The following is a 20,419-nucleotide window of genomic DNA, read 5'->3' on the forward strand; positions in this document are numbered from 1 at the left end:
CCATCCGCGCACGAGGGCGTGCGCGCTCCAACTACTGGCTGCACAGGCCACGGCGGAGAGCTTGCCGTATCTTCAATGTCCCGTGTGCGACCGAGCGCCGCCGGTGCGCGCCGTACCTTCGCCGGGACAAGCAGCGCCTTTCGCCGCCCACTGTTTCACGTTCGCTAAGAATTCGGTCTGCGGAATCGGAACCGGAGTCCGGTCGCCCCCCGGGTTCCATCCCCAGAGCACCAGCGGTGTGCTCATGTGCTCCACGATCCCATCAACATCGCGGCCGCCGTTTTGCGTGCGGTCCTTGAACAATTCACATAGCTGACGGTCGGTGAGTCCTTCCCAGATCATCGCCATTCCCGGAGGCGGCAGGTGCCAATCGGGCGCTCCCGGCGGCGTATGCCGTCCTTCGACGTTCTGGTCCTGGTGGCAGGTGCTGCACTTCACCGCGGCGATGCCGTCCCCGTCCGGACCACGGCGCACGTTCATGGTGTGCCGATGACTGTCATCTCCCTGTCGCGGAAAATCTCCGCGAGAATGGCAGTTCATGCATCGGGGGTGATGGAGGACCGGCAGGATAGCCTGGAAAGCCGCTGCAGCCGCACCATCGTCGCGCGGCGCAGTTGCGTACACTCGCTGACCTTGGGCGCGTTCCTGGTCCGCTGCGACCGTGCGGATCGCGAACAACATTGCCAGCGAGACCACACTGGCTGCGGCCAAAGCGACACTGCAAGCACGTCGGCTCACGCTGCGACTCCTCGACCGGCGCTGGACAGCGCCGCCCGGACGCGTTCAGGCGTAAATGGTACTTCCCGCAGGCGGACGCCGGTCGCGTCGAAGATTGCGTTCCCGATCGCGGCGGAAACGACGGTGATGGCATTTTCTCCCGCTCCGGTAGCCGGCACACCTGTGCGGTTCAGCAGGACGATCTCGATCGAAGGGACCTCCATGCCGAGATACAAACTGGGGTAGCTCTCCCAATCCGTCGAGGTAACCCGCACGTCGTCCCACTTGACCTCTTCTACGAGCGCGCGGCTCATGCCCTGGAGAATGCCCCCCTCGCTTTGGTTGCGGACTCCATCCGGGTTGGAAATCGGGCCGCAATCCATCGCCGCGACAAATCGGCGCGGCTGAACTTCTCCGCTTGCCAGGTCAACTGCTACATCCGCGATCAGCGCGACGTAGCCGTTGTTGCCTTCATAGACGACGCACGCGACTCCCCGTCCGCTGGCGATGCCGTTTTTCGCCGCATTCGGCGAAGGACGCTTCTCCCATTGGGCCGCCTCGGCGGCGGACTTGAGGACCGCGATAAGGCGTTCGTCTCGGAGATGCTGCACCCGGAATGCCACCGGGTCAGCATGGGCGCGCGCGCTGAGTTCGTCCATGAAACACTCGTGCGCAAACGTGTTCTGGATGCGGGACGGAGAGCGCAACGGGCCGGTGAAGAATGGCGATGCGACGGTATGCGAGAGAACGCGCTCGCTACGAATGGTGCCGGCCCCGCCACAGGCGCCGCCGATGCAGCCCGCCACATAGGACGGCGCGGCGTTACTGCGGTTGCGCAGTTGACCGGTTGGTTCCGAAGCGGTACGCGGAGTGACGGCCTCCGCGGGGTAGCCGAGGAGTTCTCCCGTAATCACATTTCCCGGGCGGTCATATCCGGGTCGGCCGCCTTTCGAGGTCATCCAGTTCTCGCACTCCCAGGCAACAATGGTTCCGCCGTCGAGGGCGGCACGCTGCTCCACGACCGCCGCAGAACCGAAGTTTTCCCACGCCATTTCATCTTCACGCGAGAGTTGGACGCGGACCGGCTTGCCGACGGCCTGTGACAAAATTGCCGCATCGAATGAGGCGACATCGGCGCCGTTCAGTCCATAGCACCCGGACCCGCGCACGTAGATGACCCGCACACTGTCCAGCGGTAAGCCAATAAGCTCGGCGACAATGCTCCGCGTCGGATACACCGACTGGGTTGCCGACCATACTGTCGCAGCGCCGGGCTTAACCTCGGCCACAGCGCAGGAAGGACCCAGCGAGCCGTGCATCTGGTAGGGATAGACATACCTGGCCCGCACCACGGTGCCCGCCGCTGCCAGTCGCTGCTCGACATCCTTGGAGTCAACCACCAGAACGTCGCGAGAGGGCTGGTTGCGCAAACTGTCGCAAAACGTTTTCTGCGGCGGCAGCCCGGCGCCGGGCTTCCAAGTCACCTTCAAATGGCGCGCTGCTGCGATTGCTTGCGCCTGCTTTTCCGCAACAACTCCCACGAAGTTATTGCGCACGACGATCTTTACTACCCCGGGAAGCCGGCCTACTGAACCCTCATCCAGGCCGGCTACCGTGGCGCCCACCGAGGGCGGACGCACCACCCGGCCGTGCAGCATTCCGGGCACGCGCACGTTGTGCACAAACTCGAATTGCCCGGTCATGAGCGCGGCCCTGTCCAGCGCTGGGACCGGCTTACCCAATACCTTCCATTCCGCCGGTGGTCGTCGCTTCGCCGCCTTGCTCAACGTCATGTTAAATCGGTGGCTTCCGATGAGTTCCTGATACGTCACGCGCCGTCCTGACTTGCTGCTGACCACGCCATCCGCAACCGTGAGTTGATCGGCTTTCTCCTCGAAGCGCTGTGCCGCCATGCTGACGAGTGCTTCTCGCGCTGTGGCCGCCGCCTGGGCCAGGTTGGAGTCGTTGAAATTCGTCGGCGTGGACTGGCTCCCCGACGTTGTTCCCTCATCCGGGCAGACGGAGGTGTCGCACTGGACCAGCCGCACGCGGCTTAGCGGCACACACAATTCTTCGGCGACGAGTTGCGTCTGCGCCGTGAACATTCCCTGGCCCATATCGCACTTGCCCGTATATGCCGTTACCGTTCCGTCGCCGCCGACCGCCAGCCAGGAGTCCAGCCTTGCAGGATCAATGTGGGAGGGATGAGCGCCGAACGGGCCTTGTGCAAGGGCAAACGGCGGCGCCACCGACACCGCACCGAAGGTCACCACCAGCGCGCCCGACGCTTTCAGGAAGTCACGCCGCGAGACGCTCATGCTCTCCTCGTGTCGGCATACTTGCGAATCGCCCGCATCATGCGGAAGTGAGCGAAGCAGCGGCACATCACGCCGCCGAGCGCGGCGCGCATTTCTTCGTCACTGGCATTGGGTTTCTCGTCCAGGACAGCTTTTGCGGTGAGAATCACGCCGCTCAGGCAAAAGCCGCACTGCGCCGCTCCTTCATCGATGAATGCTTGTTGGATGGGGTGAGGTTTCTCCGGCGTGCCCAGGCCTTCCAGGGTCGTCACCTCGTCGTGGCCCACCGCGCTCACCGGCATCACGCAAGAACGCACCACCTGGCGGCGCACGATGACGCTGCACGAGCCGCATTGCGCCATGCCGCACCCGAACTTGGGCCCGCGCAACCCAAGCTCGTCGGCCAAAACGAACAACAATGGTGTGGAGGGATCTACGTCTACCTCGTGGACGCTGCCATTCACTTTGAGAGTGATCTTGCTCATCGCAACCGCGCGCCTTGGAAGCGCTCCAATTTCGCCGCTCTCTTGGATGCGCGTCGCACGAAACAGGACAAGCCGAGATGGCTGCTTTAACGAATCACTGCAACGGCGGGGCTAGCGTGATCGCGGCAACCGCGACCCTAATCGCGAAGTTTGTCTGATCGAGCGAAATCGGATGGAAGCGCTACGGTTTCGCCTTACCCGGAGGAGATTTTGGAGGCGCGGGTCGGAATCGAACCGACGCATAAAGGTTTTGCAGACCTCTCCCTTACCACTTGGGTACCGCGCCTCAACTTGGATACCGCGCCGCTGATTGCAAGCATAGACGGTCTCGGTCCGGCAGTCGAGGCTCGCGGCCAAACCGCGGTAATCTACTCGCCGCGAACCGGTAACTTGCGGAAAGGTACTGGAGGCGCGGGCCGGAATCGAACCGGCGATAGAGGTTTTGCAGACCTCGGCCTTACCACTTGGCTACCGCGCCCCAATTACGCTCGAACAAGATCCTTCGCCTGCGGCTCAGGATTTCGCTTGCGGGCTCCCGCTCCGCTCACGCCCGCAAAGCGGCTCAACTTGGCTACCGCGCCTCTTCCTGAAGTGCTGGAATCCTACCGGCGCCCAGAGAACGGCGCCATCGCGCGAAACCCTCGCCAGCAGCGAGGGTCGGATGCAAATACTGGAGCGGGAGACGGGATTTGAACCCGCGACTTCGACCTTGGCAAGGTCGCACTCTACCGCTGAGTTACTCCCGCTCGCGTTTCGATTATAGCGAACGCCGGAAAACCGGGTCAAACAAGCGCAATCGAGACAAGTCACCTACGCAACCAATGCACCGCGCAAAAGAACGGCCCCGGTATCTCAGTACTCCGCACGTTAGTACGTAGTACCTCCGATCTACACTGCAGCGAAATTTCAGACGTACTGAGCGACTGAAATGCTGACATACTGAGCGCACCGGATCTCACCGCAAATGACTTTCACTTTTCTCGACTGGGCCGCCATCCTCGCCTACCTCGGCATCACCCTTGTCCTTGGCCTCTACTTTCGCAGCCGCTCCGGCAAGAGCGTCGACGACTACTTCGTCTCCGGCCGCAACGTGAACTGGTGGCTTGCCGGCACCTCGATGGTCGCCACAACCTTTGCCGCCGACACGCCCCTGGTGGTTACCGGGTTGGTGTACCGGCAGGGCATCAGCGGCAACTGGCTGTGGTGGAGCTTTCTTTTCTCCGGGATGATGACCGTCTTCCTCTTCGCCCGCCTGTGGCGCCGCTCCGGCCTGCTCACCGACGTGCAATTCGCCGAGATGCGGTACAGCGGCAAGCCCGCCGCCTTCCTGCGCGGCTTTCGCGCCCTCTACCTTGGCCTGCTGATGAACTGCATCATTCTCGGCTGGGTCACCAAGGCCATGACCTCCATTGTCAGCGTCACCCTCGGCGGCACGCCCATGCTCAACTCGGTCAGCCGCGCGCTCTCCCCGCTCGGGTCGTTGTGGTCGGGACCCGATGGCGCCGCGCTCGCCGTCTGCGTGCTCTTCTTAATTCCTTTCACCGGCCTCTATGTAGCGCTGGGCGGCCTCTGGGGTGTGCTCTGGACTGACCTGTTTCAATTCGTATTAAAGATGACCATCGTCATCGCCGTCGCCGTCTATGCCGTGCGCGCCATCGGCGGCATGGACGTCATGCTCGCCCGACTGCAGGCGATGCAGTCCTCCACGCCGAACTCCGGCAGCCCCATCGCTCTCTTTCCTGATTTCTCCCGCGGACTGACCGCGGAAGTTCTGTGGATGTACCCGGTCATCACCTTCCTGGTGAACATTGCGCTGCAGTGGTGGGCGTTCTGGTACCCGGGCGCGGAGCCCGGCGGCGGCGGCTACATCGCGCAGCGCATCTTCAGCGCCAAGGACGAGCGTCACGGCCTGTTGTCCGTTCTCTGGTTCAACGTCGCGCATTATGCCGTGCGCCCGTGGCCCTGGATCATCACCGGGCTCGCAGTCATCGTTTTGTATCCCGGCCTCGCCGAGCCGGAAAAGGGATACATGATGGTGCTCAACCAGCACCTGCCACACGCCTTCCGTGGCATTGCCATCGCCGGATTTCTGGCCGCCTTCATGTCCACTGTCGCCACCCAGCTGAATTGGGGCGCGTCCTACCTGGTCGCGGATTTCTACCGGCGCTTCCTCCGCAAGAGCGCATCCGAGCGCCACTATGTCATCGCGTCGCGCCTTGCCACCGTGTTGCTGGTCATTGCCTCGGCGTGGATTTCGGTACAGCTGACATCCATCGGAGGCGGCTGGCAGGTTGTGCTTGAGATCGGCGCCGGCACCGGCCTGGTCTACCTGCTGCGCTGGTACTGGTGGCGTATTAATGCTTGGAGCGAGATTTCCGCCATGGCGACCTCGCTGCTCGTCAGCCTGCTTTTGAACTGGAAAGGACTGTGGCGGTCACTCACCGGCAGCGACACCCTGTTTGCCGGCAGCGGCCCGGTCGTATTCGCCAAGACCGCCCTCACCACCACCATCATCACTACCGTGGCATGGATTACGGTCACGCTGCTGACCAGTCCGGAACCCGAGCCCGTGCTGGTTTCCTTCTATCGCAAGACCCGGCCCGATGTTCGCGGCTGGCAACCGATCGCGCGCCTCACCCCCGAGGTCCACCCGAATCGCGACCTGGGTCGTAACCTGATCGCCTGGCTACTGGGCTGCGCCATGGTTTACCTGGCACTGTTTGGCTTGGGAAAACTGATCCTCAATCAGCCGGGGCTCGGCGTCGTGCTGCTCATCGGTTCCGTAATCTGCGCTGTTCTTCTGTATCTCGAGCAATCCCGCCGCGGATGGGGAGCGGAGCAGGAAGCCGGGTCGGCAAAGTCGCAACCGGCAGCAAAGGTCTACCAAAATTAGGGTTCGCCAAGTGGTTATGCGCGGTGCTTTTTTTCTTCTCATTCTGGCGCTCTCGCCTGGCGCGTCCGCCCAGAGCATCGAATTCAAGCCGGTTCCACGCGAGGTGATCGAGGCCAGGCTGCAACAATATGGCGGCAAAGACGAACAACGCGAAGACTCGATCAAACACCTGTTTGCTGATGCCGGGTGCGAGGGACGCATCTCCGAGCAAGCGGTGAAAGGCTCGAAGCTGCCGAATGTGATCTGCATCCTCCCGGGCAATGGCGACAAGACCATCATCGTGGGCGCGCATTTCGACCACGTGTCTGCCGGCGACGGGGTGGTGGACAATTGGAGCGGTGCGTCCCTGCTGCCGTCGCTCTATGAAGCCGTAAAGCTCCGGCCCCGGAAACACACTTACATTTTCATCGCGTTTACGGATGAGGAAAAAGGCGAAGTGGGTTCTCACTTCTACGCGCACCACATGACCAGGCAAGAGGTTGCCGGCACCGATGCCATGGTGAATATGGACACGCTTGGCCTCGGTCCAACCGCCATCTGGGCGAGTCATTCGGACCGGAAGTTGTATGGCGCGATCGTCTTCCTTGCCGGCCGGATGAATCTGCCCGTCATGGGGGTGAATGTCGAAGCGGTGGGCAGCACCGACTCCGAGCAGTTTGCCGCGCGCAAGATTCCGCGCATTACCATCCATTCCCTGACCCAGGAAACGTGGAATGCGCGCATACTGCACACGTCAAAAGACAAGCTTTCTGCTATTCACTTGGACGATTACTACCAGACGTACCGCCTGATCTGCGCTTATCTCGCCTTTCTCGATGACGTCCTTGGTGTGCCTGCTGCCCAAACACAGTAGGCATCCAACTGCAGTCCGGAAAACGCACTGAGACGACGGTCGATTGCGTTGCAAACACTTCAGGGTTTCAAAGCTCACCTGCTGGTGACCTCTGAAACCCTGAATGGCAAGGAAAAGCCTGCCGCGCGTGAAACTACTGAATTCCGGCCGGCATGAGTGGCTTGGGAGAGGCCGCCGACTTCGGCTTGGCCAGCAGGCCGCGAACTTTCGCCACCACCACGCCCGACACTGCGCCAACCAGCCCCATGCTGCGGCCTCGCGTCACCGGAGCTGCGTCAATCATCTGCTCGATGTGTTGCACTAGTTCGGCGGTTGGTCCGCCCTTGGTGACAAATACGTCAATGCAATCTTTCGGCGCCTCTGGCGGCAGCCACGGCAGGGCCGACAGGATCAGCACCGGAACTCCGGCGCGCAAGCTTTTCATCTTTTGCGCCACCTGCCCGCCGTTCATCTCCGGCATTTCGTAATCGAGCACGACCGCATCCACCTGGTGAGTGCGGAAATACAACAAGCCCGCCTTGGCGCTGGTGGCTGTAGTCACGCGGAAACCACGCGTCTGCAGTAGTAGCTTGCGCACCAGCAGGCTTTGCTCGTCATCATCGATACAAAGGATCTCTCGTTGCCGCATCGTTCTCCTTTGGCAGGGCCCGTCTTTGCGGTAGACGTGCCAGTTGGGGACACTGCCCGGCTTCCCGAGACAGTGGGGCGAACACAGGCCTTAGAAGCACCTTCCCTGCCACGACAGCGGTGCATTAGGTTCAATTACTTAGGTCTAGCCCTGTGCAGATTCTTCGCGGAAGTTTTTACGCAGTATGGCGAAATATGGCAGGGATTCGCTAAGTGTGAAAAGAATTGCAGTTCCCGTCAATACAAGGACTTGTGTGGCACGGGTCTTTGACCCGTGTATTTCCGACTTTTGTTCACCACGCTCCCGCCCACCTGTGCCCCCGGACGTCTGCCCCGGCCTTGATCACCTTGTTCTCAGAGTCGTACACGATCATGGTCGGCGAACTCGAGTTCTGCCAGTCGCCTTGCAGAATTAGCTTGTGGCCCAGCGCGCGCAACTCTTCCATGGTGGACTGCGGGAACCGGCTCTCCACTTGTAACCCCAGCGGATTGTCGCCGTGATCGTCGAATGAACTGTACATCGCCACCGAGTTGAAGCGCGGCGCTTCCACTGCGTCCTGCGGCTGCATTCCGAATTCAACGATGTTGAGGAAAACCTGCAGCAGTGTCTGGTCCTGGCTGTCGCCCCCGGGCGTGGAGAACGCCAGCCACGGCGCGCCCTTTTTCAGCGCGATGGTCGGCGTCAGCGTGATCCGCGGCCGCTTGCCCGGCCCGATCTGGTTGGGATGTCCCGGCGTCAGCACGAACGCCTGCGCGCGCTGCGTCAGCGGAATGCCGGTATCGGCGGCCATCATGGCGGGAATCCAGGCCCCACTCGGCGTTGCCGAAAACATGTTTCCGGCTTCATCGATCACGTTGACGCACGTCGTGTCCTGGTGTTCGGCGTTGCGGTCGCGCAGCCGCGCCTTGGCGAACTCCACCGGCGCCTCAGCTTTTAACCGCAGCGGATCGCCCACGCGGTGCTCCGGCGACGCCCGCCTGCTGTCGATCAACCCGCGCCGCACGTTCGCATATTGCTTCGAGATCAGTTGCTCGGGAATGCTCGACTGTTGCGGGTCGCCGTAGTACGCGTCGCGATCGGCGTATCCCAGCTTCATCGCTTCCACCACGGTGTGCACGTAGCGCGCGGAGTTGTGTCCCAGGCTGCGCAGGTCGAACGCCTCCAGCAGATTCAGGTTCTGCAGAAAAACCGGCCCCTGGCTCCAGTAGCCGACCTTGTAAACGTCCACGCCACGATAGCTGGTGGTCAGCGGCTTCTCCACCTGCGCGTGGAACATCTTGAGGTCCCGTTCTCGCAGCAGGCAGCCGTTTTCTTCGCAGTATTTGCCGATTTTTTTTGCGATTGGACCGCGGTAGAAAAAGTCGCGCACCGCATCGATCGCTCCGGCGCGCTTCTTCCGCTTCGCTCTCCTCTCCGCGTCGGCCATGGACTTGAGCGTCTTCGCCAGCTCCGGCTGCGGCCACACCGCTCCCTCCGCCACCGCCTTGTCCTTGGGCTTGTACACGCGCTCCGACGTTGGCCACTTCACGTAGGTCGGTTCGTGCTGTTTCAGTGTGCCGGCCAGCCGCTGGTCGGCCGGGAATCCTTTCGCCAGCTCGATCGCCGGCTCAATCACCTCGCTGAAGCTCATCGTCCCGAATTCCTTCAGCGCCACCAGCAGCCCGTCAATCATTCCCGGGACGATCGCGCTCAGCGGCCCGTATGCCGGGATAATCCCGTTCTTCCCAGCGATCATCACCGGAAACGGTCCGCGCCGCGCATCGTTCGGATTCAAATTCAGAAAAAAGGTCGCGGTTGCCAGTTGCGGCGCGACGCCACAGCCGTTGATCGCTGCCACCGGCTTGCCTTTCACCTTGACCAGGATCGGAACTTCGCCGCCCAGCCCGCAGCTCGCCTGCTCCACCACCGCCGCTGCGAACACCGTGGCAACACCCGCGTCCACCGCGTTGCCACCTTTCTGCAGCATTCGCATTCCCGCCTCGACCACCAGCGGATGCCCCGCCGCCACCACGCCCCTGCGCCCCATTACCTGCGGCTTCAGCGTGGAAGGCGCAAAGCTGTGCGGAGTGTACTTTTCGGTCTCAGCCATCTCGTCTCCCTCAATAGAAAATTGGCCACGGAGAGCACAGAGGAAAGATTTAGGAAAAGCAAAGTTTACCGCACGAATTGCTTCCGAGGGATTTTGCGGATTGTGTGGCTAATTCTAGAAGGCGATCCTAGTTAGGACCGCCAACAGCACGAACCCGGAAATCAATCCCAGGCTTGGCGATTTCGAATCCGACTGCGCGTGGCTCTCCGGAATCAGCTGGTCCGACGCCACGAAGATCATCGCCCCCGCCGCCAGCGCCATGCCGAACGGCATCATGCCGTCCAACGTTCCCGCGAACCAGACGCCTACCGCGGCTGCCAGCGGTTCCGTCAATCCCGAGAGCGACGCCCACGCGATCGCTTTGGGCCTCGAGAAACCCGCCGCGCGCAGCGGCATGGCAACCGCCAATCCTTCAGGAATGTTTTGGAGAGCGATGGCGATGGCCACGATCAGGCCCATGCCCCTGGTCCCGCCACCGAAGGCGACTCCGATCGCCAATCCCTCCGGGACGTGATGCAGCGTGAGCGCCGCCGCCATCAGCAGTCCCAGGCTCTTGCTTTTCCCGGTAAGTTGCGGCGCGAAGTGCGGCTCCAGGTGAGGCACTGCCAGTTCCAGCAAGTACACGAGCAGCGCGCCGCACAATAATCCCAGCGTCGCCGGCACGATGCCTTTTTGCGACAGCGCCGGCCACAGCAGCGTGATCGAGCCCGCTGCCAGCATTACGCCGGCTGAGAAGCCCAGCAGTGTGTCGTACAGACGGCGCGAAATCCGCGGCAGCAGTGCGATCATCACGCCGCCCAGCCCGGTCGCCAGTCCCGCCAGCAAACTTGCTATCAGCGCCGCTTTCATGAAGCGAAATCCATTTCTAATTTCCGACAAATACGCCCGGCATCTCGAAGCCGGGCGCGCTAACTCCTGGCTACTAACTACTAGCCCCTAGTACGCAAACCCGTCCGGCTGGCTCACGGCGCCGATCCTGACCTGGTGATCGACGTACATGCGCCCGGCCTGCAGGGCCTCGTCGTTCTGCTTCAGCAGTTCCGGTTTCTTCACCGCCGTCTCGATCACTGCCATCGCGGTGTCCGCTGACATGCACTCTGTTTCTTCCAGCAGCGCCCCCAGCATTACCACGTTGGCCACCTTCGCCGATCCCAGCCGGTCGGCGATTTCCGACGCCGGAACGCATATCACTCGCGCGTGCGCGATCACAAAATCTTCCGGGAGACTGTCGCGGTTATAGAGGATTAGTCCCCCGGGCGCCACGGTGGGCGCGAACTTGCGCAGCGATTGTTCATTCATCGCCACCAGCACTTGCGGATGCGCGATCAGGGGCGACCCGATCCGCTCCTTTGACAGGCACACATGGCAATGCGCGCTGCCCGAGCGCATCTCCGGCCCATACGATGGCAGCCAGCTCACCTCCATGTGCTCGCGCATTCCCATCTCCGCCAGCACCACGCCCAGCAGCAGCACGCCCTGCCCGCCAAAGCCCGCAATCTTGATCGAGCATGGCTTCCCGTGGCGCTTGCCGTTGGCGGCTGCCTTGTCCTCGCATAGCTCCAGCACCTCGGCCACGCTTTTCTGCGGGACATCGATCTTCGGGATCTCCCCCTTGCGATCGCGGAACACGCCCAGCGGAAATACCGGGATCATTTTTTCCGCCACCCACTTGCGCGCTTCCACCGGATCTTTCTTCCAGATGGTCGGGCATGGCGACAAAATCTCAACCAGCGAGAACCCCGCTCCATCGCGCTGCAACTCCAGCCCCTTCCGGATCGCCTTCCGCGCCTTCATGATGTTCTTATTGTCCGACAGCGCCACGCGCTCGATATAAACCGGCGCTTCCAGCGTCGCCAGCATTTCCGAGACGTGCAGAGGGAAGCCTTCGTTGGACGGCCGCCGTCCCCACGGGCTGGTTGTCGACGTCTGCCCTACCATGGTGGTCGGCGCCATCTGCCCGCCGGTCATTCCGTAAATCGCATTGTTGACAAAGAACACGGTGATCTTTTCACCGCGATTGGCCGCGTGCACGATCTCCGCTGTCCCAATGGCCGCCAGGTCGCCATCGCCCTGGTAGCTGATCACGATCTTGTCCGGGCAGGCGCGTTTGATTCCTGTTGCCGCCGCCGGCGCCCGGCCGTGCGCCACCTGCACGTTGCCGGTGTTGAAGTAGTAGTAGGCGAAGACCGAGCAGCCGACCGGGCTGACGAAAATGGTCTTGCCCTGCAGCCCCAGATCTTCGATCGCTTCCGCAATCAGCTTGTGCGCCACGCCGTGGCCGCAGCCCGGGCAATAATGCGTCTGGTGCTGCAACTCGCCCTTGCGCTCGTAGCGGTCATAGAAGACCGGCGACTTCTCGTGCAAAATTTCGTATTCGGCCACCGCTCGCCTCCGTCTTGCGTAGCGACGGAATTGTTTCCGTCGTGATCGGCAGAATGAACTCCGCGCTACCTATGCTTCAATCCCTACGTACTCCAGCATCTGCGCGTGCACTTCCTCCACCGACGGCACGTTGCCGCCGATCCTGGAATACAGCTCCACCGGCACGCGCCCGTTGATGGCCAGCTTCACGTCTTCCACCATCTGCCCGGTGCTCATCTCCACCGTGAGCACGGTCTTGCAGCGCGTCGCCGCCTCCGCCAGCGCCTTCGACGGGAACGGCCACAGCGTGATGGGGCGGAACAAGCCCGCCCGCACGCCCTGCGCCCGAGCTTCATCCACCGCCGAGCGCAGCACTCGCGAGACAATTCCGTACCCGACCAGCAGGATCTCGGCATCGTCGGCGCGATAGGTCTCGTGCCGCGGCTCCATCTGCTGTGCCAGCTTGTATTTCTGCTCCAGCTTGCGCTCGTGTTTTTCCAGGTCGTCCGGCTCCAGGTAGATGGAGGTGATCAGGTTCTGCTGCGTCTCCGGCGTACCTTTGACCGCCCACGGTTTTTCCGGCAGCTCGACCGGTTGCTCTTCCAACTCGATCGGCTCCATCATTTGCCCGACAAAGCCGTCGGTCATCACGATCACCGGGTTGCGATAGCGGTCGGCAAGATCGAATGCCAGCCTCGTCAGGTCCGCCATCTCCTGCACCGAAGCCGGCGCCAGCACCAGGTTGTGATAGTTGCCGTGTCCGCCGCCCTTGACCATGGCGAAATAGTCGCTCTGCTCCGGCGCAATGTTCCCCAACCCCGGGCCGCCGCGCACCACGTCCACGATCACGCACGGCAGTTCCGAGCCGCACAGGTAGGAAATCCCTTCCTGCATCAGGCTCAAGCCCGGCCCCGACGAAGCCGTCATCACGCGCACGCCCGTCGACGCCGCGCCATACACCATGTTGATGGAAGCGACCTCGCTCTCGGCCTGCACGAAGGTCCCGCCCACCTGCGGGATGTACAGGGCGGCGTATTCCGCGATCTCGCTCGCCGGGGTGATCGGATATCCGTAGTAGGCGCGGCATCCTGCCAGCACCGCTCCCTTCACCACCGCCACGTTGCCTTTACATAGCTGCCGCATGACTGGCCTCCGCTGCGCGCGGCGCCGCCGGCATCCGGTAGACCGTGATTGCTCCCGGTTCCGGGCAGCAGTAGAAACAGATTCCGCACCCGCTGCACCCTTCGCCGGCGTATCGGGCCGGATGTGCTCCGTAGGCGTTCAACTCCGGCGTCAGGGACAGGCAAGCCGTCGGGCACGAATCCACGCAAAGGCCGCAGCCCTTGCACTCTTCGGTGTTGATTCTCACATCGCCGCGCGATATCACCGCCATGGTTCACCTCTCTATTAACGGACATAGCGGGCTTTCGGCTCCCGGTTCTGGGCTTTCGGGCCAAACACCCGATCACCCATGGCCGATAGCTGATAGCCCGAAACGGATAACCCTTCCTAGCCCACTCCGACCGGCGCCACGTGGTTCTTCTGCAGCCACTTCGTCCGCTCGCAATACTCGAACAACTGGTCGCGGAACTTGGGGTGCGCAATCGAGATCAGGGCCTGCGCCCGCTCCCGGATTGTCTTCCCGTGCAGGTACGCGACCCCGTACTCGGTCACCACGTAACGAATCAGCCCGCGCGAAGTCACCACGCCCGCGCCCGGATCCAGCATCGGCGCGATCCGCGACACGGTGTCGTTTTTCGCCGTCGAGGGCAACGCGATGATCGGCTTGCCGCCCTTCGCCCGCGACGCTCCCCGCAGAAAATCCACCTGCCCGCCGATCCCGCTGTAGAAGTAGGTCCCGATCGAATCGGCGCATACCTGGCCGGTCAGGTCCACCTGCAGCGCCGAATTGATGGCGATCATTTTCTCGTTGCGCGCGATCTGCAGCGGGTCGTTGGTAAAGGCATTGGGGCGGAACTCGAAGGCGGGGTTCTCGTTCACGTAATCGAACAGCCGCTTGCTGCCAAGCACGAACGAGACTACGACCTTGCGTGGCAGCAGCGTCTTGCGCCGCCCGGTCACTACGCCGGCTTCCATCAGCGCGATGATGCCGTCGCCCACCAGTTCGCTGTGCACGCCAAGGTCCTGACGGTCGGTCAAGAACGGCATCACGGCGTCGGGAATCCCGCCAATGCCGGTTTGCAGCGTCGAGCCGTCTTCGATCAGCGTGGCGACGTGCTTCGCGATGGCGCGGTGCGTGGCGGTGATTTCTACCTTCGGCGTCTCGCAGAGCGGCCGCGAAGTCTCCACGAAGGCGTCGATCTGGTCAACGTGCAGGAAGCTGTCGCCGTAAGTGCGCGGCATCTGGTCGTTAACTTGCGCCACCGTGAATTTCGCGCAACGCGCCGCCGTCATCGTCGTGTCCACGCCCACGCCCAGCGAGCAGAAGCCGTGCGCGTCCGGCATCGATACCTGGATCAGCGCCACGTCGGGACGCAATTGCCCGTTTTCCATGAGCGCTTCGATCTCGCTCAGGAAAACCGGCGTGTAATCGGCGCGGCCGTCATTCACCGCCTCGCGGCAGTTTCCGCCGATGAACATGGCGTTGTGCCGAAAGTGGCCTGCCATCTCCGGCTTGACGTATGGCGCCGTGCCCATGGTCATCAGGTGAATGATTTCCACGTCGCGCACGAAGGGCGCCCGCTCCATCAGCGCTTCCACCAGTACCTCCGGCTCGGCGCATCCCGGATGGATGTAGACCCGCATTCCCGATTCCACGCAGCGCACCGCATCGCCCGCGGTCATCAGCTTGCGCTTGTAATTAACGTGCCATGACATGGGTCACCTCGGGCTGCAGTTTTCCGGTCGCCTTTTCATATCCCTGCGCCGCGTAGTACATGGCGCGGTCGAAAAACTGCTCCAGCAGCTCCATGATCTCCAGTTCGCCGAACACTTCCTTCGGCTTCTCGACCCTCGCCTCCTGCTTCACAAAATCCCACAGGTGCTCGCGCGTCATGATGATGGCGTACATCAACTCGCTCAGCAGCACGCCCTGCCGCTCGCGCGCCATGCCGATCTCGATGTATCGTCGCGCCACGTCTTCTTCCCGCTTGCCCTGCACCCACTCGCCCAGGTGGTCGTATATTTCGTAGACGCGCTGCCGGAATTCCTCCCGGGGCACGCGCTTGAAGCCTTCGCACTTCTCGCAGGCTTGCAGCTTCATCAGCATGGTCTCGGCCAGGCGGTCGGAATTGTTCTCGATCAGTTGCACCAACGCCTCGGCTACTGACATCGCATTTCTCCTTCCGGCCCTGGTTGCTGGCGCCCACATCGGCCTGCTTCAGCCAATGTGGAGCCCGCGTTCACCGCGCCAGGACGTGATCCTTCTCCGCCTCTTTGGCGGACTCTTCATAACCTACGGCCGCGTAGTACATGGCCTTGTCGAAGAACTGCTCCAGCAGTTCCATCATTTCCAGTTCGCCGAATATTTCCACCGGCTTGTCCAGGTTGGCTTCGTGCTTCAGGTAGTTCCACAGGTGTTCACGGGTCAGCACGATGGCTTCCATCAACTGGCTCAGCGGCACACCCTGCTTTTGCCGTCGGCTTCCGATCTCGAAGTAGCGCCGGGCGACGTCTTCTTCCTTCTTGCCCAGCAGCCATTCGCCGAGGTGGTCGTAAATTTCGTAGACACGCTGCTCGAATTCCTGGGCTGGAACCCGCGTGAAGTCCGGGCACTTGCCGGATTCGCGGAGTTTGGCCAGCAGGCTCTTTGCCAGCCGGTCGGCGTGCGTTTCAATCAGCCTTACTAAGCGATACGCCAGCAACATAACCGCCTCCTTCGATCAAGGCTTGGCGGCGCCGAGCGTGCCCGCATGCCGCGGGCGCCGTCTCTCCAGGTCCGCTCTTCCTGGAGCGAGGCGTGTCTTGAGCACGCGTCCGGTTCACCAAGACGGTTTCCATAATGGGTGCCAGGCGTTTCTGCTTCCGGGCCCACATCTCTTAACTGCAAAGTGTGGGCTGGCACCGCGTTTTTAGCCGTGATAGTCGTCACAATCTCCCGTGATATAGCTCACGATCTGCCTGTGCAGCACTTGTGCCTTGCCTGCGTTCCCGACTCTGCTAGCTGAGGAAGAACTCCCGCGCCAGTTCCGTCCAGTTCTGGTCCGGCATCTGCGCCGTCAGGTTATCCATCGCCACGCCGCCGTCCTGCGCCAGCGCGCCCAGCGCTGCCGGGACCCGCTTCTGCAACCGGTTCGCCGCTTCTTCCGTCCACCACCGCGCCAGCCCGCCGCTCATCAGGTTGCGGAAGTTCGTCTTCGCATCCGGCGACTGCACCGTGACCAGCCAGCCTTCCCCGTAGGGATCCTTGCGTGCCAGTTCCGGGTTCTGCACCAGGGCATCGTTGATGTCCGCCACGCTTCCCTCGATCGGCGACAGCATGTCCACCTTGGCGCCGTCGCGGTACATGCTGATCAGCTTCTGGCCCTGCCGGATCCATTGCCCGCGCTGCGGCAGCGAGACCCGTTCCACCTTGCCCATTAGCTTGCTGGCGAAATCATCCACGCCCACGCGTACCAGGCTCGGGCTCTCACTCAGCGCCCAGGTGTGACCGGGGTGAAACCGCAGGTGCTCCGGCACCTGGAACCCGCCCACCAGGCTCGGCTGCAACTGCGTCGCTGTCTCGCGCGCCACTGCCACCGCCGGCTGTACCGCGATCTGCACCTGCTTCTTGCTGAAGAAATGATCGATAAGCAGGAAGATGATGAATGTCGAGAGAACCAGGATGACTGTCATATGCGTGCCTCGGCTGGCCTTCGATTTCCGGGCTCCCCGTCGCGGGCGCCTGTGCTTGTTTCGGGCCGTTCGCCACTCTCTTCTAAGGCAATCGCCATGCCATGAGGCGCCGTGCCGGTTGGAATCTCAGCAACATGTCCGTATGTATCGCGAAACGATGGATTTGCAGTGATAGTCAGGCGATGGTTAGAAATCTGCTGATGTTTTTTGCAGCGGAGCTTTGAGGACCTTTTCAGCAGTGATTTCAGCGGGCGAATCGATCGTAGCGCGCGGCATGCCCATGGCTCGTGCGGAATCAATGGCTTACAAGATTGTCGTGGCCGCTGGTTTCTTTTACATCACCTGTTGCATATTGCCGCATCCGCAGAGCTCGACCTTGAAAGTTAGCCGTTAGCCCTCTCTTAATTTTAGGAGGTGTCCTTATTGTTCTGCCTGTCCTCTGACCACCAGCGCAATCGGCACCGGCTTGCCGTCCTGCGTTTTGACCGCGCCAGCGAAAACCTGGAAGCCGTCAGGACTCTGATACGTGCGCGGGACATCGCCAGTGTCCGTCGCAAGCAGCACAAACGCCGCAGGATGGTTTGTCCCCGCAACCTGAGCGCTCAACTTCACCAGCTGTGCGAAGTCATACGCGGTCGTGGGATCGACATCGGTGCTTGCCGGGAGCAGCAGCACGAAGTCTCGTGTCGGCGCCACGCCCATGTGGTTGCCGTCCTCCGGTAGTTGTTCATAGCGCATGGTGTAAAAGCCGGGCCGGATCGTCTGGCCGCGAAAGTCGCTTCCGCTGCCGGGGAATTGGATCACGCCGACCAGCGTCGATTCCGCCATCTCGGGATACGCCGCGCCTCTGACGGCCGCAACCTTGCCAACGGGCAGCGACTTGCGCAGCCAGATCTGGCACAGCACGCTGCCGTCGGGCCGCACCAGCTTCGCGCCCGTTGGATCGAGCGCCGATCGGATTGCAGCCGGAACCGCAGCATCGCCGCCGGGCGCCGGCGCCTTCTCCAGCTTGGCTTGCGGGAACGCGGGCAGCGAGGAAACGCAGAGGGCGAGAGCACATAAAGAAGAGAATCTGCGGCTGTGCATGACGGGTTCAGTCTAGCGCGTCGAGCGGATTGTCAACGTGACGCTGATCACTGCTCACAAATTGCGGAATCGGTAACTGCGGAACTGCGGAATTGAAAAATGAGTCTGCCCCGGTATTTTCAATGACCCGATTCCGCGGTTCGGCAATCACGCAATCGGCTTAGTCGCCGGACGCGTGATGCGGTGCCACCGGTACGCCGCCAACCGCGAACGTGCCCACAAAGGCGCTGCGGCGGTCGTGCGCGGACCAGGTCTCGCCCAGCGCCGGACCTCGGTATTCATCGGTCAGGGCCACTGCCGGCATGGAGTGAGCGGTTGCGGTCAACGGCGGATAGAACGTCACCTCGTTGCCGCAAAAGTGATCGTTCTCGTTAATGGGACGCGTCTGCACGACCGCGAACTGTCCGGCGCGCAGCAGGGCACGGCCGTGGTGTTCCGCGGACATGGCCAGCTCCACCGGCGCGGCGATCACGTTGTCCACGTTTTCGAGCAGCTGTCCGCCCATGTGACGGGCAAAGCTGACCAGCGCCTGGCGCTGCGCGGGCGTGGCCTGTTCGTCCACGATGAGCACCGATTTCGCCGGATACGGATTCTCGTAAGGATCGCCGAGAGTGGCCTTGGCGCGCACGGCGGCGGCGATGGCGAGACCGTCGAGTGCGACGCCATTCCACGAGCCGTGGCGAACGCGCCAGCCGAGGATGGCCTCATTGCCGGTAAGGCCAACTTCGCCGTTGGCGAAGCACTGCCCGGTATAAATGTCGGCGGAACGGGTCTCGATGTAATCGCCGGCAATTTGCTGCGCCACAGCGGGCGCGGTCATGAATGCAGCCATCATCAAAAGCGCGACGGAGAACAAAGCGAGCTTTCTCACGGCAGAACTCCTCACCCAAGAGGGATGTTCTAATTTTACCCGCGGGCAGAGCTGCTCGCTATCGCGCCGGGCCCAACGCGAGGGACGAATAGCAGTCGCGCGTCGAGCGCAATCCTGCTACTTTCTTGCGCCATGAAGCTGAAGACCATTTACCTGGCATTGTGTTGCTTCGGGGCGGTGTTGCCGTATTGGCAATTTGTGCCGTGGGTGGCGGCGCATGGCCTGGACGCCAGGCTGCTGATCGAGGAGCTGTTCGCGAACCGGATCAGCGCATTTTTCGGTGCGGATGTGATCGTTTCGGCGGTCGTGCTCCTGGTGTTCATCCAAGGGGAGGGCGGTCGAGCCGAAATCCGTCACCGCTGGCTGGCGGCGCTGGCGACGCTGGCAGTCGGGGTGTCGCTGGGACTGCCGCTGTTCCTGTACCTGCGTGAGCGGCAGCAGCAGAAAATCACCTTTGAGTCTTAGACGTTATCCACCCCTCGGTCTCGTGCTCCGTCAAGGTTGAACAGGCCAGGTAAACTGCGACAAGCCTCTTGTAAATTGTCATAGTAGCTTCTTAAGTGCAGCGACTGACCTACCGCGTTGCGAGGAATAAGGTCCCCTTAGTTCCTCCTGCAGCCGTTCCGCCAAATAACAGCTGCCGTGTCGTGTTGTTGGAGAGCAGGTAAGTGATGCCGATCCCAGTGGCGGTCTGCCCGGGCAGCAGGCACGCGCTGGTGTTAGCAAATGTCAGTGTAAGCGTAAAAAAATTCTTAGCGCCGTCAGCTACAAGCGTTCCCGAAAACGTGCAGCCGAGATTGGAGCCGCTGAGCGTGCCGTTGGAAGCTATCGTGACCGTTGCGCTACTTCCATCCAACAAGTTCCCCGACCACGTACCGGTGATCGCAGATAAACTTGCCGGCATATTGAAGTTGAATTGAGAGGTGGGAATCGAATTGCCCGTGAATGTCGCTGTTACTCCACTCTCCACAAGTGAACCATTCAGGCTCGTACCCGGAACATAGGTAGCTGTCAGGCTTCCAGTGCTCGTTAGCCCTGTGTAATAAAAATCTGTCACACTGGCCGTATAAGCTCCGTTCTTAGAGGTGCCTTGGCCGGTTATCATTCCGGAAATCAAAAAGAGGTTTCCGGTAGTCGTACCATAGATTGCAAAGTAACTGTCGTTAGGCAGCACGATGCTTTCAAAGGACGAGCCTGTCGGCGACGTGGATGACCCCGAATAGACTCCCTGCGCTTGCCCAGTCGTGCTTTGTGTGGTTGAACTGGAACTGCTGCTACTAGAGCTGCTGTTACTGGAACTCCCACCACAGCTTGCCAAGAGGCACACGACTCCTAGTAATCCTAT

Annotated in this window: 18 protein-coding genes and 3 tRNA genes; 3 read left to right on the forward strand and 18 right to left on the reverse strand. The window is 61.8% G+C overall.

Translation table 11 applies throughout. From position 1 onward, the window contains the following. Nucleotides 1-72: 72 nt before the first annotated feature. The 6 genes from VFI82_10970 to VFI82_10995 form a co-directional block, all read right to left on the reverse strand. The gene (locus VFI82_10970; GenBank protein HET7185199.1) at nt 73-738 is read right to left on the reverse strand and encodes a hypothetical protein; all 666 of its coding nucleotides are present in this window, start codon (nt 736-738) and stop codon (nt 73-75) included. Next, the gene (locus VFI82_10975; GenBank protein ID HET7185200.1) at nt 735-3,035 is read right to left on the reverse strand and encodes a molybdopterin cofactor-binding domain-containing protein; all 2,301 of its coding nucleotides are present in this window, start codon (nt 3,033-3,035) and stop codon (nt 735-737) included. Before VFI82_10975 ends, VFI82_10970 begins: the two co-directional genes overlap by 4 nt. After that, complete coding sequence (locus VFI82_10980) at nt 3,032-3,499, reverse strand: (2Fe-2S)-binding protein (protein ID HET7185201.1); 468 nt, start codon at nt 3,497-3,499, stop codon at nt 3,032-3,034. The genes VFI82_10975 and VFI82_10980 overlap by 4 nt, the downstream gene beginning before the upstream one ends. A gap of 211 nt (nt 3,500-3,710) precedes the next feature. Beyond that, nucleotides 3,711-3,785 (reverse strand) — tRNA-Cys (locus tag VFI82_10985). Nucleotides 3,786-3,903: 118 nt separating this feature from the next. Continuing rightward, a tRNA-Cys gene (locus VFI82_10990) sits at nt 3,904-3,977 on the reverse strand. Nucleotides 3,978-4,170: 193 nt separating this feature from the next. After that, a tRNA-Gly gene (locus VFI82_10995) sits at nt 4,171-4,245 on the reverse strand. 218 nt (nt 4,246-4,463) lie between these two features. Here VFI82_10995 and VFI82_11000 point away from each other — a divergent pair. Both VFI82_11000 and VFI82_11005 read left to right on the forward strand, forming a co-directional pair. Next, nucleotides 4,464-6,392, forward strand: a complete 1,929-nt coding sequence (locus VFI82_11000) for a sodium:solute symporter family protein (protein ID HET7185202.1) — start codon at nt 4,464-4,466, stop codon at nt 6,390-6,392. A 16-nt stretch (nt 6,393-6,408) separates the two neighbouring features. Continuing rightward, a complete protein-coding gene (locus tag VFI82_11005) occupies nt 6,409-7,245 on the forward strand; it encodes a M28 family peptidase (protein ID HET7185203.1) in 837 nt (278 codons plus the stop codon). A gap of 133 nt (nt 7,246-7,378) precedes the next feature. Here the strand turns inward: VFI82_11005 and VFI82_11010 are convergent, their stop codons facing one another. The 11 genes from VFI82_11010 to VFI82_11060 form a co-directional block, all read right to left on the reverse strand. Further along, a complete protein-coding gene (locus VFI82_11010) occupies nt 7,379-7,873 on the reverse strand; it encodes a response regulator (GenBank protein HET7185204.1) in 495 nt (164 codons plus the stop codon). A 292-nt stretch (nt 7,874-8,165) separates the two neighbouring features. Further along, on the reverse strand, nt 8,166-9,962 hold the full coding sequence (locus VFI82_11015) for a gamma-glutamyltransferase family protein (GenBank protein ID HET7185205.1): 1,797 nt from the start codon (nt 9,960-9,962) through the stop codon (nt 8,166-8,168). A gap of 114 nt (nt 9,963-10,076) precedes the next feature. Further along, the gene (locus VFI82_11020) at nt 10,077-10,811 is read right to left on the reverse strand and encodes a ZIP family metal transporter (protein HET7185206.1); all 735 of its coding nucleotides are present in this window, start codon (nt 10,809-10,811) and stop codon (nt 10,077-10,079) included. 87 nt (nt 10,812-10,898) lie between these two features. Next, nucleotides 10,899-12,344, reverse strand: coding sequence for a 2-oxoacid:acceptor oxidoreductase family protein (locus tag VFI82_11025; protein HET7185207.1), 1,446 nt, complete (start codon nt 12,342-12,344; stop codon nt 10,899-10,901). 69 nt (nt 12,345-12,413) lie between these two features. Beyond that, nucleotides 12,414-13,466, reverse strand: coding sequence for a 3-methyl-2-oxobutanoate dehydrogenase subunit VorB (locus VFI82_11030; protein HET7185208.1), 1,053 nt, complete (start codon nt 13,464-13,466; stop codon nt 12,414-12,416). A gap of 366 nt (nt 13,467-13,832) precedes the next feature. Beyond that, nucleotides 13,833-15,161 (reverse strand): acetyl-CoA hydrolase/transferase C-terminal domain-containing protein, encoded by a 1,329-nt coding sequence (locus tag VFI82_11035; protein ID HET7185209.1) that lies wholly within the window; start codon nt 15,159-15,161, stop codon nt 13,833-13,835. Beyond that, a complete protein-coding gene (locus VFI82_11040; GenBank protein HET7185210.1) occupies nt 15,145-15,615 on the reverse strand; it encodes a hypothetical protein in 471 nt (156 codons plus the stop codon). Before VFI82_11040 ends, VFI82_11035 begins: the two co-directional genes overlap by 17 nt. 70 nt (nt 15,616-15,685) lie before the next feature. Beyond that, nucleotides 15,686-16,150 carry a hypothetical protein gene (locus VFI82_11045; GenBank protein HET7185211.1) on the reverse strand — a complete coding sequence of 155 codons (465 nt, stop codon included), beginning with the start codon at nt 16,148-16,150 and terminating at the stop codon, nt 15,686-15,688. A 292-nt stretch (nt 16,151-16,442) separates the two neighbouring features. After that, nucleotides 16,443-17,117: a glycine cleavage system protein H gene (locus VFI82_11050; GenBank protein HET7185212.1), complete on the reverse strand. Its 675-nt coding sequence runs from the start codon at nt 17,115-17,117 to the stop codon at nt 16,443-16,445. A gap of 420 nt (nt 17,118-17,537) precedes the next feature. Next, a complete protein-coding gene (locus VFI82_11055; protein HET7185213.1) occupies nt 17,538-18,203 on the reverse strand; it encodes a hypothetical protein in 666 nt (221 codons plus the stop codon). 160 nt (nt 18,204-18,363) lie between these two features. After that, a complete protein-coding gene (locus tag VFI82_11060; GenBank protein HET7185214.1) occupies nt 18,364-19,074 on the reverse strand; it encodes a DUF1326 domain-containing protein in 711 nt (236 codons plus the stop codon). A gap of 132 nt (nt 19,075-19,206) precedes the next feature. Between VFI82_11060 and VFI82_11065 the strand changes: the two genes are divergently transcribed. Next, nucleotides 19,207-19,539: a DUF2834 domain-containing protein gene (locus tag VFI82_11065; GenBank protein HET7185215.1), complete on the forward strand. Its 333-nt coding sequence runs from the start codon at nt 19,207-19,209 to the stop codon at nt 19,537-19,539. Between the two features lie 109 nt (nt 19,540-19,648). On the opposite strand, the gene VFI82_11070 is transcribed toward VFI82_11065, so the two are convergent. Continuing rightward, nucleotides 19,649-20,248, reverse strand: coding sequence for a hypothetical protein (locus tag VFI82_11070; protein HET7185216.1), 600 nt, complete (start codon nt 20,246-20,248; stop codon nt 19,649-19,651). Nucleotides 20,249-20,419 lie beyond the last annotated feature (171 nt).

Source organism: Terriglobales bacterium (assembly GCA_035691485.1).
Taxonomy (GTDB): domain Bacteria; phylum Acidobacteriota; class Terriglobia; order Terriglobales; family Acidobacteriaceae; genus JAIQGF01.

Excerpts from the sequence above, each read along its gene's own strand:
- VFI82_10980 (HET7185201.1), bottom strand. The coding sequence starts at position 3,499 with ATGAGCAAGATCACTCTCAAAGTGAATGGCAGCGTCCACGAGGTAGAC.
- VFI82_11010 (HET7185204.1), bottom strand. The coding sequence starts at position 7,873 with ATGCGGCAACGAGAGATCCTTTGTATCGATGATGACGAGCAAAGCCTG.
- VFI82_11040 (HET7185210.1), bottom strand. The coding sequence starts at position 15,615 with ATGTCAGTAGCCGAGGCGTTGGTGCAACTGATCGAGAACAATTCCGAC.
- VFI82_11045 (HET7185211.1), bottom strand. The coding sequence starts at position 16,150 with ATGTTGCTGGCGTATCGCTTAGTAAGGCTGATTGAAACGCACGCCGAC.
- VFI82_11050 (HET7185212.1), bottom strand. The coding sequence starts at position 17,117 with ATGACAGTCATCCTGGTTCTCTCGACATTCATCATCTTCCTGCTTATC.
- VFI82_11035 (HET7185209.1), bottom strand. The coding sequence starts at position 15,161 with ATGTCATGGCACGTTAATTACAAGCGCAAGCTGATGACCGCGGGCGAT.
- VFI82_11055 (HET7185213.1), bottom strand. The coding sequence starts at position 18,203 with ATGCACAGCCGCAGATTCTCTTCTTTATGTGCTCTCGCCCTCTGCGTT.
- VFI82_10975 (HET7185200.1), bottom strand. The coding sequence starts at position 3,035 with ATGAGCGTCTCGCGGCGTGACTTCCTGAAAGCGTCGGGCGCGCTGGTG.
- VFI82_11005 (HET7185203.1), top strand. The coding sequence starts at position 6,409 with ATGCGCGGTGCTTTTTTTCTTCTCATTCTGGCGCTCTCGCCTGGCGCG.
- VFI82_11015 (HET7185205.1), bottom strand. The coding sequence starts at position 9,962 with ATGGCTGAGACCGAAAAGTACACTCCGCACAGCTTTGCGCCTTCCACG.
- VFI82_11030 (HET7185208.1), bottom strand. The coding sequence starts at position 13,466 with ATGCGGCAGCTATGTAAAGGCAACGTGGCGGTGGTGAAGGGAGCGGTG.
- VFI82_11000 (HET7185202.1), top strand. The coding sequence starts at position 4,464 with ATGACTTTCACTTTTCTCGACTGGGCCGCCATCCTCGCCTACCTCGGC.
- VFI82_11065 (HET7185215.1), top strand. The coding sequence starts at position 19,207 with ATGAAGCTGAAGACCATTTACCTGGCATTGTGTTGCTTCGGGGCGGTG.
- VFI82_11020 (HET7185206.1), bottom strand. The coding sequence starts at position 10,811 with ATGAAAGCGGCGCTGATAGCAAGTTTGCTGGCGGGACTGGCGACCGGG.